The 17,075-nt window shown below is 59.1% G+C and carries 13 protein-coding genes; 4 read left to right on the top strand and 9 right to left on the bottom strand.

Going from position 1 to position 17,075, the window contains the following annotated elements; translation table 11 throughout:
- Positions 1–148: 148 nt before the first annotated feature.
- A complete protein-coding gene (locus HNR46_RS01325; RefSeq protein ID WP_184015047.1) occupies positions 149–3,052 on the bottom strand; it encodes a BNR-4 repeat-containing protein in 2,904 nt (967 codons plus the stop codon).
- 84 nt (positions 3,053–3,136) lie between these two features.
- The gene (locus tag HNR46_RS01320) at positions 3,137–4,081 is read right to left on the bottom strand and encodes a hypothetical protein (RefSeq protein WP_184015045.1); all 945 of its coding nucleotides are present in this window, start codon (positions 4,079–4,081) and stop codon (positions 3,137–3,139) included.
- Positions 4,082–4,248: 167 nt separating this feature from the next.
- On the opposite strand from HNR46_RS01320, the gene HNR46_RS01315 reads away from it, so the two are divergent.
- Positions 4,249–4,800: a sigma-70 family RNA polymerase sigma factor gene (locus HNR46_RS01315; RefSeq protein ID WP_184015043.1), complete on the top strand. Its 552-nt coding sequence runs from the start codon at positions 4,249–4,251 to the stop codon at positions 4,798–4,800.
- On the top strand, positions 4,797–6,446 hold the full coding sequence (locus HNR46_RS01310) for a LamG-like jellyroll fold domain-containing protein (RefSeq protein WP_184015041.1): 1,650 nt from the start codon (positions 4,797–4,799) through the stop codon (positions 6,444–6,446). The genes HNR46_RS01315 and HNR46_RS01310 overlap by 4 nt, the downstream gene beginning before the upstream one ends.
- Before the next feature lie 17 nt (positions 6,447–6,463).
- Here the strand turns inward: HNR46_RS01310 and HNR46_RS01305 are convergent, their stop codons facing one another.
- The 6 genes from HNR46_RS01305 to tatC all read right to left on the bottom strand — a co-directional run bounded on the left by HNR46_RS01305 (position 6,464) and on the right by tatC (position 12,523).
- Positions 6,464–7,855 carry an AI-2E family transporter gene (locus HNR46_RS01305; RefSeq protein ID WP_184015039.1) on the bottom strand — a complete coding sequence of 464 codons (1,392 nt, stop codon included), beginning with the start codon at positions 7,853–7,855 and terminating at the stop codon, positions 6,464–6,466.
- Positions 7,856–7,981: 126 nt separating this feature from the next.
- Positions 7,982–8,866 (bottom strand): transcription antitermination factor NusB, encoded by an 885-nt coding sequence (gene nusB, locus HNR46_RS01300; protein WP_184015037.1) that lies wholly within the window; start codon positions 8,864–8,866, stop codon positions 7,982–7,984.
- Positions 8,866–9,360 (bottom strand): 6,7-dimethyl-8-ribityllumazine synthase, encoded by a 495-nt coding sequence (ribH, locus tag HNR46_RS01295; RefSeq protein WP_184015035.1) that lies wholly within the window; start codon positions 9,358–9,360, stop codon positions 8,866–8,868. Before ribH ends, nusB begins: the two co-directional genes overlap by 1 nt.
- 103 nt (positions 9,361–9,463) lie before the next feature.
- Positions 9,464–10,273 carry an ABC transporter permease gene (locus HNR46_RS01290; protein ID WP_184015032.1) on the bottom strand — a complete coding sequence of 270 codons (810 nt, stop codon included), beginning with the start codon at positions 10,271–10,273 and terminating at the stop codon, positions 9,464–9,466.
- A 63-nt stretch (positions 10,274–10,336) separates the two neighbouring features.
- Positions 10,337–11,212 (bottom strand): YicC/YloC family endoribonuclease, encoded by an 876-nt coding sequence (locus tag HNR46_RS01285; RefSeq protein WP_184015030.1) that lies wholly within the window; start codon positions 11,210–11,212, stop codon positions 10,337–10,339.
- 75 nt (positions 11,213–11,287) lie between these two features.
- Positions 11,288–12,523: a twin-arginine translocase subunit TatC gene (gene tatC, locus HNR46_RS01280; protein WP_184015028.1), complete on the bottom strand. Its 1,236-nt coding sequence runs from the start codon at positions 12,521–12,523 to the stop codon at positions 11,288–11,290.
- A 299-nt stretch (positions 12,524–12,822) separates the two neighbouring features.
- Here tatC and HNR46_RS01275 point away from each other — a divergent pair, with 299 nt between their 5' ends.
- Both HNR46_RS01275 and HNR46_RS01270 read left to right on the top strand, forming a co-directional pair.
- Complete coding sequence (locus HNR46_RS01275) at positions 12,823–13,923, top strand: hypothetical protein (protein ID WP_184015026.1); 1,101 nt, start codon at positions 12,823–12,825, stop codon at positions 13,921–13,923.
- A 62-nt stretch (positions 13,924–13,985) separates the two neighbouring features.
- Positions 13,986–15,662, top strand: coding sequence for a ShlB/FhaC/HecB family hemolysin secretion/activation protein (locus tag HNR46_RS01270; RefSeq protein WP_184015024.1), 1,677 nt, complete (start codon positions 13,986–13,988; stop codon positions 15,660–15,662).
- On the opposite strand, the gene argH is transcribed toward HNR46_RS01270, so the two are convergent.
- Positions 15,659–17,020 (bottom strand): argininosuccinate lyase, encoded by a 1,362-nt coding sequence (gene argH / locus HNR46_RS01265; protein WP_184015022.1) that lies wholly within the window; start codon positions 17,018–17,020, stop codon positions 15,659–15,661. The two genes, HNR46_RS01270 and argH, sit on opposite strands and share 4 nt — an antisense overlap.
- Positions 17,021–17,075: the final 55 nt, after the last annotated feature.

Raw genomic sequence — 17,075 nt, 5'->3', positions numbered from 1 at the left:
CAGCATCACCTGGCGACTCCCATGCAGGACCGGTATGCCTGTGTGTGGCGTCGGAGCCATCTTCGATCTCTCCGGCGAGGGGTGACTCCCTACGCTCCTCAAGAAGAAGCGAAGGGAGTTCCCATTTGCCAACTTTGCCTGAGAAAAATCAGGGTTCCTCGGTTTCTACCCGGAAAAAGGCTCGGGTGGAGGTGTCGAGGGGGGAAGGAATCGTAAACGTGTGCTCAGTGGAGGGGCCCTGCGAGGGGATGCCTGCCGCCACTCCAACAGGGAAGCTTTGGAGGTCGTCCGACCCTGTAATGCGGTAGCTCTGCCCAGGCGATGAGTCCCACTTCAAAGTTGCGGACGTCGCGAGGGGGCTTTTGTTGAAGTCGGAAACGGCCAGACCGTTGTTCAGAATGGCGAGCACTTTGGCACTGAAATTGGTGTAAGTCGTGTAGGTGCCGTAGAACCAAACCAGCGAACGGTCGTAGCCGTGATTTTCGGGAACGATGGGCCGCAGGTTGTCTGCAGGGGAGCCTTGAGTGATGGCTTCCCATTCGAATGTGAGACCGCCGTCACTAGTGACGCCACGCCAGATTTCAAAGCGTTCGTTGACGCTCAACGGGACGTCGGAGATGCTATCGAGGGCGAACGGATCGGCTGCGCTGGAGGAGATGTAGACGATGTTGGGGTCTTCCGGGTCGAGGGTCATGCCGCCGCCGTAGTCGTCTTCGTCGCTGTAAATTGGACGACCGCCTTGGGCAATGAAGCGCTTCTGCCACTCGGTTCCGGTCCAGCGGGCGTAGTAGTAGTAGATGCGGTCGTGGTTCCAACCGGTGCCGGTGACATCGTCCGCCTGAACTTGAAAGACGCAGACAGGGTTGCCGTCCTTGCCATAGTGGACATCCCAGGTCCAGCCGCGGCCGGTTGGGATCCAATCGTTCGGTCCGTCGTTTTCTCCCCAGCTATCGTTCGAATACTGATAGATCACGGATCCACGCTGGCCGCCCTCGTGGTCGAGGGGAAGGTTGTCGAAAGAGTCGATCAAGGTGCCGTCGGTGCGATAAAAACCGCCCGCCCGGTAGTACATGTGATAGACGGAGTTCTCGACGTCGCGCGGGTGACCATCCGTGTAAATGAGGTCGATGCGGTCGGTGTGATTGGAGCAGTAGCGTGGGTAAGGTCGAACATTTCCCGACCCGACTTCGATGAAGGCAACAGAGGTCTGCCAAGTGGCTCCCAGATCATCAGAGATGGTGATGGTGGGGTTGAAATTGATGCAGCGGTGGAAGTTGTAGATCCGGTTGGACTCGGAGCTGAGCAAGTAGGTGTTGTTGTAAGTATTATTGGCCGGAACGGCGTGGGTGATTTCCGGTCCCCAATCGGCCTCGCTGGATGGCAGCGCGACCAGAGATGTCCGTTGGTAGAACTGGGATCCACCGAGGTGCTTGGCATACAAAACCATGAGCTTGCCATCGGGCAGCACGGTGATGGAAGGGTTGTTGTGGTCGTCCTGTTGTTGGGAATTGGCTGTGCTGACGACCATGACGTAGCTGGTGTCAGTGGCCGGATCATAGCGGGTTACGCCGTACTCGCCGTTGCTTTTGACGTATCCGGTGAAAAGCGAGCCTTGGTGAAAAATCGCGCGTTCGTCGTTGAACCAGGTCCATGCGCCATCGGGAGAGATTTCCAAAGCATTCCCGGGAAGAGGAGGGACGGAGAGTGGATCCAAGGGATCCGAACCGGCGAGCCATTCTGTTTGGTCGCCGTAGGTGTCGCCATCGGTGTCGACGAGATAGGGATCGGTGCCGATGGTTTCTTCTTGGGCATTGGTGAGACCGTCTCCGTCTTCGTCGCCTTCAGGATCGAGCGGCGTGGCTTGTTTGTAGCCTAGTCCGTCGAACCATGTGCGGCCGGGTTCTCCCACGGCTGCGAGGTCATCGATGAAGATGGAGATTTCACCTGAGGCATTGGAGGTCGCGAGGCCTAAGGATGCTTGGCGTAGGGTGCGGTTGCTTTCGGTGACCAACGGGGAGGTCTCGAAGTCCAAGGCGATGGCAGCGGGTGCGATGGTTGCGGTTCCCCCGTCGGTATCGATCGCGGCGAAGTTGGTCAGTGGCGAGGAAGGCAAAAAGTCGTCACTGAGATCAGCGGGAGTCCCGTTGTCTTGAATATCCGAGGCATCGGCGGAGGCTTTGAGGCGCCAGTTGCGACCATCGCTCCAGAAGTAGGCGTAGAGGACGTAGTCGGTATCGGGCTTCAGGCCGGTAAGGGTAGAAACGAGGAGGGGCGCATCCTCAGCGCCATCGGCATTGGATTCAAAGACGGTGGCGGAGTTGCCAAGCGTGCGGAGTTCCCAGTTGTTGTCGAGAGCGGTGGTTCCTTGGGCAGCCGGGGAAAAGGTGGAGCCGTCCCAGCGCACAGTTTGAGTGAGGGACGCATCCACATAGGTGATGTTGTAGGTCTCCGGGACGGCTTCGTAAGAGAGTCCATCATACCAGGTTCGATAGTTGACGTCCGTAGAGCCGTAGTCATCGAGGTAGACGGCGATCTCTCCATTGACGTCGGCGACTCGAGTGCCGAGCAGGCCGGCGAGGTTTTCTCGGCCGCTGATCGGTCCCAGGAGATCGGGAGCGGTATCGAAGGAAAGGCTGCTGGCAAGAACGGACGCAGTGGAACCGGTCAGGGCGGCGGCTTCACGGGTAAAGAGGGTCAATGAACCGGATGTGAAGCCAGCACGGATGTTCCAGGCTTCATTGGTGGATTGAGGGTCCCAGAAATGAACGTATACTTGGTAGGTTTGACCTGGGGTGAGACCGGTGAGCCGGGTGCAGATTTCCGGTGAAGGTTCCACGCCTTCGAAAACGGTGGCCGAGGCCCCGAAGTTGGCGGAGTCGCGTTGTCTCCAGGTGGTGGCCCCGGTGGTGTCTGAGGCGTCGAGAACACCTCCGTCGGAGAGGCTGGTGTTGCCGGTGGTTCCGTCCGTGGCATCGACGTAGGTCAGCTGAGCAAGAGCGGGAGTGAAGGGAGCAAGTAGGAACGCGGCAGTGGCGTGGCGGAGAAACTTCATGAAAATCGGAAATGGGAGAGATGGGGGGCGTGGAGCAGGAGTGGCGTCCGGATACTCCACGCCCGATGGGCGGTGCCCGAAAGGTTAACGCCGACGGCGGATCAGGCCGAGACCTCCGAGGAGACCGAGCAGGGCGACGGAGGGCTCCGGAACTGCGACCACGGAGAGAGTGCCTGTGGCGGTGTCGAATTCGTAGGACTTGGACGGATCGATCGTTTGAGTCCAGGTGCCATCTCCTTGGTTGGCGAAGCCATCGACGGCAAAGGAGCTGTCGAATGTTTGGGTGGTGACGGAGGAGAGCAACCAGCTGTCTCCGACCACGCTGCTGGCAGCCGTGAGGTCAAAGAGGAAGGTGCCAGCGTAGGTGATGGCTCCACTGCCAGTGATGGTGTTGTTCACGCCGCTGGCTCCGATCCCAAAGGTCCAGCTGCTGGTGCTGGAGAAGGTCACTCCACCTTCTGCAGAGGCGAGGACGGAGAGGTCGCCAGTGAAGGTGCTGGTTCCGGTGTAGCTCATGACCCGGCCAGGGCCGCTGGCGGAGGACCCGACATCGGCACCCGAGTTGGCGAAGACCAGGGTGCCGGAGGTTCCGGTAAGGTCGGCGCTGATGACGAAGGGGCTTTGGTCGGCCACGATGCCTCCGCCGATGCTGGTGATGTGGATCGTGCCGGCAAGGGTGAAGGTGTCGGAGTAACCGGCTCCGGAACGGACGAAGCCGCCGTTGAGAATGAGGTTGGCGGTCAGCGATTGGGCACCGGTGTTTTTCGTGAGAATGGCTCCACCTGTGTTCAGTTGCAGGGAGTCACCGGCGAAAACGAAGTCGCCGCTGCTGGTTGGAGTCCGCAACCAGGTGGTGGATGCTTCATAGGTGTTTCCGGCCGAGGGTGCCGCCCCGTTGCTCCAGCCCGTGGCGCTATTGATGCCGGAGGTGCCGGCGGCGTTGCCGGAGGTGAGGGTGACAGTGATGGCGGATGCCGGAGCGGACAAGCCGGTCAGGGCGACAGCAAGGAGAAAAGGGGTATTTTTCATGGCAATGGGAGTCGGTGATCAATCGAGACCGTGAGGAGATGCCGCCCAATCATGAGGAGGCAGCTCGGAGGTCAGGAGCCGATGTCTGAAGGGCTGAAAACCTTAGTGAGATTTTTCTGCGAAATCTTTTTTCCGCAGACTTGGCTAAGGTTTCGGACTTTCATGACATGGAGGGGAAGTTGAGCTCTCCTTCGTCAGAGGCGTCTGAGGATGCCGTCCGTTTGGTTCATTCGTTGTTCCTCGCGAACATCGATTTGATCCGTGGCTTCATTCGTGGCCTGGTGCGGGATCGGCATTTGGCGGATGATGTGTTGCAGGAAACTTTTTTAACCATCACGCGCAAGGCGGGGCAATTTGAAGAAGGCACTTCGTTTCCGAAGTGGGCGTGTACGGTGGCTCGCCTGAAGGTGCTGGAGATGGTGAGGCGGGAGTCGAGCCGGCATCGGTTTTTTGCTGAGGAAACATTGGAGCGGTTGGCGAGCGACGAGGCAGCGGAGGAGCAGGATTACCGGCTCGATCACTTGCGCCATTGCATCGACCGGTTGCCTGCCAGCATGCGGAAGTTGGTCCATCTGCGCTATGTGCTGGAGCAGAAGCCTGCAGAGATCGCCAAGCGGGTCGGATGGACCGTTGAGGCGGTGTATGTTTCGCTTTCTCGGGCAAGGAGTGGTTTGAAGGAGTGCTTGGAAACGCGCATGGCCCCCTTTCGAAACTCATGAAGTCGGACTCTCACGATCGCCGCCTGGATGGCTATTTTTCAGGAGAGCTGTCCGAGGAGGATTGGGAGGCTCTTGAGGCGGAGCTGCAGGTTTCGGGGGAAGCACGGGAAGCTTTCTGGGAACGGGCTGCCATGGAGCAGGCCTTGGAGTCGTGGGGGAGTGAGCAACGGGGCGATGAATTGAAGTTCCCCGGGCATTCCGACGCTCGCGAAGCTCGAAGAGGTGGGTGGAAGATATGGATTACCGGTGGTGCGGGTTGGGCGGCGGCCGCGGCAGTGCTGATCGCTTGGGGCTGGCAATCTCGGGGGCAGGAGGGGATGAGTCGTGAGATGGCCGACGCCGTTGCGCCGCGCCCGGTGCTGCATTCTGCGGATGGAAATCCGGTGGCGACACTCACAAGTTCGGTGGATGTGGAGGCGGACGTTCGATTTCTGCGAGGGCAGTCGATCGGGGCCGGCCAGGCCATTGAGATTCGTCGAGGCCTGATCGAATTGGATTTCTTCAGTGGTGCGAGAATCACTCTCCAGGGGCCTGCGACGTTTATTCCGGACAGTGATTTTCAGGTCACGGTTTTGAATGGTCAGGCGCAGGCAGAGGTGCCCGAGAGTGCAGTGGGATTTCGCATGATGCTGCCGGATGGGATGGTGACCGATTTTGGAAGGCGTTTCAGCGTGCGGGTGGAGGGCCAATCCACCACTCGTGTCCAAGCGCTGGAAGGAGAGATTGAAGTGACGACCGCCAAGGAAGGTGGTTCAGGAGTGACCAGGCGCTTGCAGCAAGGCCAGGCGGTTTCATTGGCCGGAAAGCAGGGGCTGAATCCGTTGGAGTGGTTGCCGATGGATCTTGCGGGGGAGTTGGAGTCCGTGCGGCAGCGGAAAGATCTGAGCCGACTGGAGCGATGGCGGGAATCTTGTGTGAGGATCGATGCAGATCCGTCACTGATCACTCATTTCAGCCTCACGCCGGAAGAGCGAGGAACGCGTGTGATTCGGAATCACGCGGGTAATGGGCGAGAACCTGAGAGCGGCACCGTGATTTCTGCGGAGTGGGCGACCGGCCGCTGGCCCGGGAAGCCGGCGTTGGCCTTTCGACGTCCGGCGGATCGTGTGCGTGTGGATATTCCCGGGCGATTCTTGGCGGCTTCGTTCGTCACATGGGCACGGGTGGATGGACTTCCGCGACGTTACAATGGATTGTTTCTCAGTGAATATGGCATCGATGGCGAGGTGCATTGGCAGCTATCGGATGACGGGCGTTTCCTTTTTGGTGTGCGCCCTCCGGGATCGGAGCCGGTGAGTCCTTTTCTCCGGGCATTCAGTGATCCGGTGGTGACGCCGTGGACCTACGGGAGTTGGAGGATGTTAGCGACGACCTATGATGCCGGTGCCGGGGAAGTGGTCCACTATGTGGACGGCGTGGAGGTGGGCCGAAATCGGCTGGAAGAAACCGTCGCGCTAAGATTTGGGCGTGCCACGCTGGGAAATTTCTTCGACCCGGAGCCCGAAGCTCACGTGGCTCGGCCGGACTTGGGGGAAGAGTGGAGTTTCCGCAATTGGACCGGCCTGATTGACGAGTTCATGTTGTTCTCCCGTGTGCTCGATGGGAGTGAACTACGCCAGTTGTATGAAGTCGGCCGGGCGGACTGAATCGATGGGGACTTCTCCTAGGATGCGGGCTCAGTGAGCGGTTCGTCGGGGGCGACGACTTCGGATTCGGCGGATTGTTCCTTGATTTTCCGCTCCCAGATGTAGCGGCGGAAGAGCACCTTGATGGAGGCGGTGAGGGGGACTGCGAGCAAGGCTCCCACAAAACCTCCAAGGATGAGGGACCAGAAGATCATGGAGAAAATGACGGTCATGGGATGAAGGCCCACGGAGTCACCGACGATTTTCGGCGCAGTGACCATCGAGTTGATTTGTTGGGCGATGAAGAAGATCGCACAAACGGCAGCCACATTGGCCCAGGGGTTGGAACCGACGATGGAGGCGTGATTCGGGTCCGAATAGTGGAACCAGGCGATGAGACACGCCGGGATGAGGGTAAGGATATTTCCGACAAAGGGGATGATGCCAACAATGGCCATCATGATGCCGATCAGCAACCCAAGTGGAAGGCGGAAGGCGGTGAGGGCGACTCCGATCAGAAGGCCATCAATGAAGGCAACGAGAACCTGACCGCGAAAGAAGGAGATCATGTAGCCGTTGATCTCGGTCAGAGTTTCGATGACTTCGGTTTTGAAGCGAGAGGCTTTCAGCGGCACGTATTCGTGCCAATGTTCGCGGATTGCGGAGCTATCCTTGAGAAAGTAGTAGAGGTAAATCGGCACCATCACGAAGCCGAGGACGAGGCCGAGGAAGTTGAGAATTTTCCCGGTGCCACCTTTGATCCAGTGGACGGCGTCGTCATTGAGGGCTTTGACCTGGCTCCATAGACTGGTCTCCCTGAAGCGGATGCCGTGTTCGGGTTTCTGGTCGGGTTGATCGTCGAGTTCCTCGGCATACGTGTCGAGCCGGTCGGAGATCTCTTCGCCTTGGGTGGCCCGTTCGGGGGCGGGCAGTTCGTCCGTAGGAGGAGCGAGGACAGAATCGATGACGGGGCGGGTCCACGGGGTGCGGGTGCGGATGTCCACCAAGGCATCGACAATGCGTTGGTCGAAAGGAGTGTTGGATTTCTCCTCGGAGCTTTCTTGGGCTGGCGTCGATGAGGCCTCTTGCGTTCCGGGCTTATTCGAGCGGAAGGCATTGATTTGGTTTCCGACCATCGGAATGGTGATGGCGGTAAGGAGCGCCCCCGCTGCAAGGAAAGAGCCGAAGGTGGCGACGACGGCGCGAATCCGGGAGAGCCCGCGCTTCTGGAACCAGCGAACAACCGGATCAAGGAGATAAGCGATGATGCCGGCGACGGCGAGGGGAACGATGACGGGTTGGAGGAACCCGAGCACTTTTCCCATCAACCAGATGATCAGCACCAAGAGCAGTCCAAGGATGGTGATGGCGACGCCTGTCGCGGCATTCCAAAGGGTGCGGATCTGGAAAGGAGTCGGGTGGCGGCGCATGGATCAGAATCGCCATCGGCGAACAGATGGTGAACTAGCAGCTTTTGCCGGGCGAGGGGATGGGAAAATCGCCTGGCAGTTGGAATCGCCGGGCCCACCCAAGGATGCCTAGGGGAAACCCGGAGATCAACCGCGCGCGATGCGGTCGAGGATGCCATTGACGAAACGTGGCGAATCGGTGGTCCCGAATTGGCGGGCAAGTTCGATGGCTTCATTCATGGCAACAGCTGCCGGAACGTCGTCGTCGAAGAGGATTTCGAGGGTGCCGAGGCGCAAAATGGCGCGGTCGATCGGGTCGACGCGTTCGGGTGCGTAGTTGTCGATGATGCTTTCCAGCATGCGATCGATGGCGTCTTTCTTGGCAAGGACACGATCCACGAGTCGGTCGACCTGTTCGCGGAGTTCACGGAGTTCAGCGCGCGATTGGCGGATGCGAGCGAACTCGGCGTGCTCGGGGAAATCCTCGGGGGTTTCGACCATTTTGAGTCGCGCGGAAATTCGGTCGAGACGCTTGATGGAGCCGAGAATCGGTTCGATTTGGGAGCGAAGATTGGGAAAGTCGAGAAGGACGCGCGTGAGTTGTTGGCGGGAGTAAATGAGTTCTCGGTTGACCAAAAACAGGCGATCGATGAGCGGAGTGAGGCGGGCGACGAGAGCGTCGCCTTCGTCGTCACCGGTGGACCGGGCGAGTTCGACGATGACGCGGTCCCATTCATCCTCGAGTTCGGAGACCCGGCGGAGTTGCGAGGCGTGTTCTTCGAGTTCGGGATTGGCCTTGAGGGTGGCGAGTGCGGCGGGAAGTCGTTCGGAGAATTCCGCGCGGCGTTGTTCGCGACCCAGGTTGAGGTGTTGGATGGTACGGCGAATCGCCAGCATCATCGCCCGGCGATCGGACTCCGTGACAAATTGCCAGAATGGATCGCGCAAGGCGGCAGGATCCCCTCCACCCTCGACGTCCGAGCAGTAGAGAAACTGGATGGCGGTTTGGCGGATTTGACGTCGGCTGGGCATCAGCGGGTGCCGAGCGGCAGGGTGCGGTTGAGTTCCTGGAAGACGTCGACCATGGAAGCGGCGACCCGAGCGGCTTCCCGTCCGCGGTTCAGGTTGGCACCGATGCAGCGGGCGTATGCCTGCTTCTCATCCTCAACGAGGAGGACTTCATTGATGACCGGAGTCTGATACTGCACGGCGAGCTGTTGGAGGCTGTCGACCACCGATCCGGCGATCAGGTCGGCATGGGCGGTGGCACCTTTGATGATGACGCCGAGGGCGATCAAGGCAGAAGGAAGTTGGCGGTCGAGAACGGCGGCCGCGACCACGGGGATTTCGTAAGCACCGGGGACACGAATGACGTCAATCCGCGTGTTCGGCATCAACTCGCTGAGCTCGGCCACGGTGTTTTCCACCAAGGCGTCAGAGAATTGCTCGTTGTAGCGAGATGCGACAATGCAGACGCGCATCCGGGGGCCGATGATGCGGGGCTTGGGTGGGAGCGCCGTGGACATGGGGGTCGTATGCGTGGCGAAGCACGAATTGTCAACGGAGCGGCGCGACTTTAAGGGGTGAACCGAGGAACCGGACTAAGGGGATTTTCGCAGGGATCCCTCGTCAGCTCGAAGCGGTTTTGACCAAGAGTCCCCGTTCGCGCGCGACTCCCAGGGTTCGGGAAAACAGGGCGCTGGCGAAAGCGAGGTAGAGGAAATTCAGGCCTACAGCCCAAGCGAGGTCGGAGAGATTCAGGCTGCCGGTGGCGACCATTTCCCGCATGCCCCCGAAGATGTGGGCGGGAGGCATGGCGAGAGCGATTCCCTGCATCCAGCTCGGAAGCACCGAAATGTCGTAGAAGACACAGGCAAAGGGTTGGACCATGAAGGGAATCGCCCAAGCAAGCGATTCGACGCCATGTCCCCAGCGCAATACCAGGGCGGTGGAGAGAATACCGAGGGTCCAACCAAACATCATCAAGTTGGCGTAGAAGACGAAAAGATAGCCTTGGAATTGGAACAGGTTGAAGGAGTACGCCGCAAGGGCGATGGCGAAGAGCACGATCCCCGTGATGATGACTCGCAAAAGGCCGACCGTGAAGGAGGCCGCCAGGTATTCGGTCATGCGAATCGGCGCCGCGAAGACGTTGAGCAGATTGCGTGTCCAAACGTCTTCAAGGAAGGAGATGGCGACCCCTTGTTGGGAACGAAAAAGGGAGTCCCAAAGAATGATGGCCCCGATCAGGAAGGTGATCACGCGGCCAAATCCTTCCTGGCCGCCGCCGGATTGTTGTTGGAGGAAGACTGTGACGAAGCCCCAAACAAGGAGCTGAACGATGGGCCAGAAAAACAGCTCGATGGCGCGGACGGGGTTCCGAGTGTAAAGCAGAACCTGACGCATCACCAGCGCACGGACAATGGCGGGGTGGAACATGACGCGCCGGAAGCTGGAGCATCCGGGGTGGTCTGGCGACCGCAAAGAGTGGGCGAAGGACGCCTATTCGACGTTTTGGACCTGCTCGCGGATTTTCTCCAACTCAGCCTTGGCGGTCACGACATGTTGGGCGATCTGCGCGTCACTGGCTTTCGAGCCGATGGTGTTGAATTCGCGATGGATTTCCTGACAGAGGAAATCGAGGTGACGTCCGGCAGGTTCGCTGCCGGTGAGGTACTCGCGGAATTTGCGGAAGTGAGAATCGAGGCGTGTGAGTTCCTCGGTAATATCGATCCGGTCGGTGAAAAGCACCAATTCACGAAGAACCCGATCGTCGGCCAAATCGAATTCCAAGCCTGCATCTGCCATGCGTTTGGCGAGGGCCTCGCGGTAGCGTTCCGGGCGGGCGGGAGCCAGCTCGCCGATGGTGGTGCGGAGTTGCGCGAGGGTATTCAGGCGCTGGGTGAGGTCTTGAGCGAGATCGCGACCTTCGTTGGCGCGCATTTCGAGAAGCTGTCCCAAGGCCGTTTCGAGGGCAGCTTCGATGGCGCTCCAAGCGGTCTTGGGGTCGAGCACTCGATCCTCAAAGGTGACGATTCCCGGAGCGCGGAGGAAATCGGCAGCGAGCGGAAGGACTTCGCGTCCAAGGCGATCGGAAAGCTGACGAAAGGCGGCCTCGAGCTCCATGGAGGAGTTGGGGTCGATGGCGACCGCTGAGCGATCTCCAGCACGGGCCTGGAAATCGAGGGTGACCTGAAGGCGTCCGCGGGAAATCCGGGTCAAAACCGCCTTGCGAATCTGATTTTCCAGCTCAGGGAGGTCGCGGATACCTGCGATGACGACTTCCGCTTGTTTGCGGTTCACACCGGCGATTTCCACGGTGGCGGTTCCCTCATCGGAGGTTGCCGAACCGCGACCGAATCCTGTCATGGAATGCATGGATCGAAAGTAGAGGGAAGGGGCTGCCCTGGGCCAAGGGGAAAGCTCCGTCATGACTCGAAGTCGTAGGTGGCCTCAACGAGCATCCTCTGGATCCGAGGGTTTTTCCTGGGAGTCATCGTCGTCATCCGAAGCCATGGTTTCGGGCTCATCGGTTGGAAGATCGATGGTTTTGGGGGCTTCGTCGTCGGTTGATGGAGGCGTCAGGCCATAGCGCTGGAGGGTTTCTTCCTTTTCCGCGCGGCGCCGCTTGCGTTGGTCGAGCCACGCGAGGAGGATGCAGGCTTCGTAGAGCACATACATCGGAACAGCCATGAGGGAGAGGGTGAGCACGTCCGAAGTCGGAGTGATCATGGCGGCTGCCACGACGATGGCCACGATGGCATAGGAACGGGTCCGGCGCATCATGTCGTAGGTCAGCAGGCCGAGTTTGACGAGGGCCATGATCACGACGGGAAGCTCGAAGGAGAGCCCGAAGAGCAGGGTGAATTGGGTGGCGAAGGTGATGTATTCACCGATTCGCCAGTCGTTGGTGACGCCCATGTCGATGCTCCACTCGAAGAAGAAGACGAGAGTTTTCGGGAGAACGAAAAAGTAGGCGAAGAACACCCCCGTGAGGAAGAGCGCAAAGCCGACGAACATGGACGGCCAGAGGATCTTGCGTTCGTGTTGGTGGAGGCCCGGGAGAATGAACTGGAGGATGAAGTAGAGCAGGAATGGAAAGGCCAGAACAACGCCGGCGAAGAACGCCAGTTTCATCGAGAGCATGAAGGTCTCGGTCGGTTTCAGGGCGGACATCATCATCACGTCCGAGCCCGCCCGACTGTCGGGATCGGCTCCAGTGGCAGAGACGGCTTCGATGATGCGCTTGAGTTCGGCGTCGTCCGCCGCCTGTTGTTCGAGGAATGGCAGGCGATCGGTTTCGTTCAAAGCCTTTGCGGCGCGCATCAATCGAATGGCGTCCAAATATCGGAGGACCTGAGGATCAAAGTGCTCATAAAATGCGGAGCGTTGTTCCGGAGAGAGGTCGATGGACCGATTGAGGAGGTCTTTAGCCTGCTCCCAAGACTCGGGAGTGATGTCGGAGGGAAGAGATCCCCGGGTGTGCTCGAGCCAGACGTTCTGCACGGGTGCCCGCAACACATCCATCAAATACCCTTGGAGCGAGAAGCACAGGATCATGGAGATGATCAGGGTCACGACCACTTGCATGATCATGACTCTCAGGTCCTCAAGGTGATCCAAAAATGGCTTCTCCATTTCTGGGTTCGTTTTGTCCCGGAGTTGGAAGACCTTCTTGAGCAAAAACATCGGCGGCGGGCGGATACTGCGCGTGGGAAGGGATCTTTCGCAAGTGCCGAGGCAAAAATGCCCTGAAGTCGACTGCCGCCGCGACGCTCGGTCCGGAGTGGTCAAATCGGTCGCCAGAACCTGATTGCTCGACACCATGAGAAGCCGTCCGGGTCAGGATATCGGGGGATTTTGATGGTTTGGAGGGTCAAGTCTTTTATCACGTGCGTTTTTTGTATTCCCTTAAATACCGAGAGGGTTGTATATCCCGTGCAGGTAAACGAACTCCCCGAAGTTACCTGTTTCCTCCGTTTCTCCCCATGTCCCTCAACTCCCGCTCCCTCCGGGTGGCCATTGCCGCCTGTGTTCCTGTTGTTCAGGCGGCTGACCCCGTCCTGTCCTCAGGCTCCGCGACGTGGGAAACGATCGAGACGGAGACGGGCACGAAGACGATTTTTACGATTTCTGATGATTCGGTCTTTGATTGGGGGGACTTCAACTTGGATCAGGGAAGCGAGTTGGTCTTTGACTTCATCGGAGGCAACCAAGTGCTCAACTACCTGAATGGGGGTGGTAGCTACTTCCTGAACGGAACGGTGACGTCGAATGGCTCGGTGAGCTTTTTTGCACCCGGAGGAAATCTTTTCGTGGGCGGATCGATCACGGCGAAGAGTGTGACTCTGGCCAGTCTGAATGCGAACCCGGCCGATGTTCTTGATGGCAATGGATACACCCTTGATGGGAGCCTGGGATCGGGAATTCTGAAGGTCGATGGTTTCGTCAATGCTACGGATGGCGATATCATGCTCGGCGGCCAGCAATTGATCGTGGGTCGGCGGGGCGAGCTGACTGCGACAGGGGCCGTGCGGATGGCTGGGACGGATCGGATCAAGGTTTCCGCGAGTGGGAATCAACGCCTCAAGGATGCTGGAGAAGAAGGGTTTGTGCTCTACCAAGGGACCACGCACGCGTCACAGATCGATATTCGTGCTGGCAAGGAGGTCCACAACGTCGGGACTCTGGACGCACAGACGGGTCGGATCTTCATCGAAGTGGGCGGCGATGGGCGGGTTTTCTCGGACAATCGCGCGATCATTGTCGGGGAAATGGCCTTCAAGGGAGTGATCGAGCAGGCTCCACGGGCCAATTTCGACGAGGCCGATGCCCCTGCGGTGGTGAGTGACTCCATTTTGAAGGTGCCGACACTGAGACGTCCGGATGGAACACGGATCACCACGGCTTCCGCGGTGCGGACGAGCAATGCCGTCAGTGCGAGCTCTTCGGTCACTCAACCGAATCCAACACGCAACGTCGCAGCACCGGTCAAAAAAGCCTTGATGGCGCGGAGTTCATTTTTCGGGATGCGTGGAACTCGCGGAGGATCGAGTTCTGATGAGCAAAAGAAAACCGCCCGCCGGTGAGCTTTCCCCGGATCTCGGGCTGGAAATCTTTGATGCCGTCCCTTGTCCGGCGACCTTTTTTCATGAGAGGATGGACGCCTGTGAGGGTGAAAGGATGGATTTTGCTGATGGGGCTGGGGGTGGTCCGGGCCGAATCGCTGCCTGGGATTCAGCCCAACTTGCCGGATCAGGCGGAAGTGGAGTCCTTGCCTTCCGTGGAGGCTCAAACGGGTCAGGATGAGGTTCCCAACCAGACGTGGGCGGATGCTTTGAAGGTCATTCGCTTGCGTTCGGCCGAAGGTGGCGACTGGTTTGCGTTGGCGGAGGGAATCGAAGCCAGTGGAGAGTTGGTGCTTCCTTCGCCTGCGACTCTCGCGGCGAGGTTGAAGCCCTTTTTGGGGCATCCGGTGACGGATGTTTCTCTTGGGCAAATGGCCGATGAGATTTTGTTGCACTACGATGCGGAGGGTTTCCCTGTGGTGCTGGTCAGTGCGCCAGAACAGGATTTTTCTGAGGGGGGATTGGTGATCGACGTGGAAGTGGGGAAAGTCGGCAAGGTGGGGGTGACTCCACCGAAGCACGGAAATCCTGAGCTGATTCGCCAGGGACTGAGGTTGAGGACCGGGGAATGGCTGCAGCGCAAGAAGTTGGAGGAGCAGCTCACGTGGTATGGGCGGACTGGATTTCGCCATCCACGTTTGTTCGTGTCTCCGGGAGAGGGCCTGGCCAGTGCTGATCTATTGATCGCGCTGGAGGAGCGGCGTCCGTGGCAAGTCAGTGTGGGCTATGAGAACAGTGGGCCGGATGTGCTCGGCCAGGATCGGATGGTTTTTGGAGTCAGCGGCCTACTGCCGAATGAGCATTTGCTGGCTTGGCGTGGAGTGATGGGCATGCCGGCGTCATCGCTCACTGCCAACGCGATCCGGTGGGAGATTCCACTGCACCGCAGTCACCAGGTGATTCAGGTGGATGCCGCCTATGCAGAGGTCGCGTCGCGCTATTTGTTCCGTGGCATTCCGTTGGAAACAGAGGGCAGTTCCTGGACCCTCGCGGTGTTGGATCGGATGATCTTACCTAAAGCGGGAGCGTGGGAGCAGAGCCTATGGGCGGGATTTGAACTCAAGGGAACCGACCAGTTTTTGCTTTTCGGTGGTGCCTCCGTCACGCCGGGGGAGGTGGTGATGGCGGATTGGAAGGTTTCCCATCGAATCGAACGAGAATGGAAGTCGGCTGGCGTCAAGTTTTCCTCGGACTTGCGATATTCTCCAGGTGGATTGGGGGATCGCAATCGGGACGCGGCGTTTCGCGCCTATGATCTGCAGGCGGATGCCACCTACCTGATTGCCAATTTCGATGCCAATGCGTGGTGGAGGACGGAAAAAGATTGGCGCTGGGTGGGGCGATGGTCCCTTCAGGCGGCCGATTCTCATCTTCTCCCCGCAGAGCAATTGGGCGCGGGAGGTTACCAGACGGTTCGAGGAGTCGATGAAAGAGCCTATTCGATGGACAACGGTGCCGTTGGGGGGCTGGAGGTGCAGACCCCGGTGATTTCGGTGATTCCGCGCTGTGATTTTCGGCTTTTGGCCTTCTTCGACCATGCTGCGTTGCAGGATGACGATGGGGGTTCCGTCTCGCTGAGTAGCGTTGGACTGGGCCTTCGCGCCCGGCTATGGGGGCACGTGGATCTCCGCTTCGACCATGGATGGCGCCTTGATGATACCGAACATCGGAATCACCTCGGCGTCTCGATGAGCTTTTAGTTCGATGAGAGCCCAGTGTTCCAGCGGGCGATTTCGGATCGAACGTTCTCGATGGAGGGAGCTCCCGGATTGGTTCGTGCGGCGAGGGCGGTTTCGAGCGAAAACACCGAGGTAGCGTCCGAAGTGAAGGCGGGGTCGATGGTTGCCAGATCGAGTTGATCAAGCGGCGTGCCGGTTGCCACAGATGCAGCAACCGCTTTTCCCACCAATTCATGGGCGTGGCGGAAGGGCACTCCTTGGCGCACCAGCCAATCGGCGAGATCGGTGGCAAGCAGCATGGGGTCAGAAGCGGCAGCACGGCAGCGTTCCTCGCGGATTTCCATGGCAGCAATCATTTCAGCATTCACGGCGAGCGTGAGCTTGAGCGTGTCGATGGAATCAAAGAGGGGCTCTTTGTCCTCCTGAAGATCCCGATTGTAGGTCAAAGGGAGTCCTTTGATGGCGGTGAGAATGGCGACGAGGTTGCCGAGAAGCCGTCCGGTCTTGCCGCGAGTGAGTTCGCAGACGTCAGGGTTTTTCTTCTGAGGCATCAGCGACGATCCCGTGGTGTGGGCATCGGAAAGCGCGGCAAAGCCGAACTCGGCAGAAGTCCAGAGAATCAGGTCTTCAGAAAGTCGGGAAAGGTGAACACCACAGAGGCCGATGACGAAAATCAACTCGGCGATGTAGTCGCGATCGGCGACGGCATCCATCGAGTTGGTGGAGACGCGATCGAAGCCGAGTTCCTTGGCGATTCCATGACGGTCCAGATTGATGGTCGAACCTGCCAACGCTCCCGAACCAAGCGGTGAAACGTTGACCCGCGTACGCGCATCGGTGAGGCGACCGAGGTCGCGTTCCAGCATCTCGACGTAGGCGAGGAAGTGATGGCCCACGGTGACGGGCTGACCGCGTTGCAAGTGGGTATAGGCGGGCACCACGGTGGCCGCATATTTTTCTGCTCGGTCGAGCAAGGCGCGTTGGAGATCCCGAATGCCGGCGGCGAGCACTTCCATCTCTGCCCGGCAGTAGAGCCGGGTGTCGGTGGCTACTTGATCGTTTCGAGAGCGGGCGGTGTGCAGCTTGGCTCCAGCAGGGCCGATGCGGCGGGTCAGCTCAGCCTCGATGTTCATGTGAATGTCTTCCAACGAGGTGCGGAATTCAAAGTTGCCGGCATTGATGTCGGCTTCGATTTCACGCAGGCCGGATTCGATCTGAGAAAACTCCTCCTCGGTCAGCAAGCCCGCCTTGTACTGGGCACGGGCGTGGGCAATGGAGCCAGCGATGTCGTGTTGATAGAGGCGCCAATCGTAGCTGACGGATTCACCGATTTGCTGGACGAGTTCGGCGGTTTCCTTGGCGAAGCGGCCTTTCCACATGACTCTGGCGGGCAATTTAAGAGGTTCGGATCGGGCGTCCGGAGGAGCCGGCGCC

Source organism: Haloferula luteola (genome assembly GCF_014201715.1).
Classification (GTDB): domain Bacteria; phylum Verrucomicrobiota; class Verrucomicrobiia; order Verrucomicrobiales; family Akkermansiaceae; genus Haloferula; species Haloferula luteola.
The sequence above is the reverse complement of the archived record's forward strand: the minus strand, read 5'-3'. Positions and strand labels throughout refer to the sequence as shown.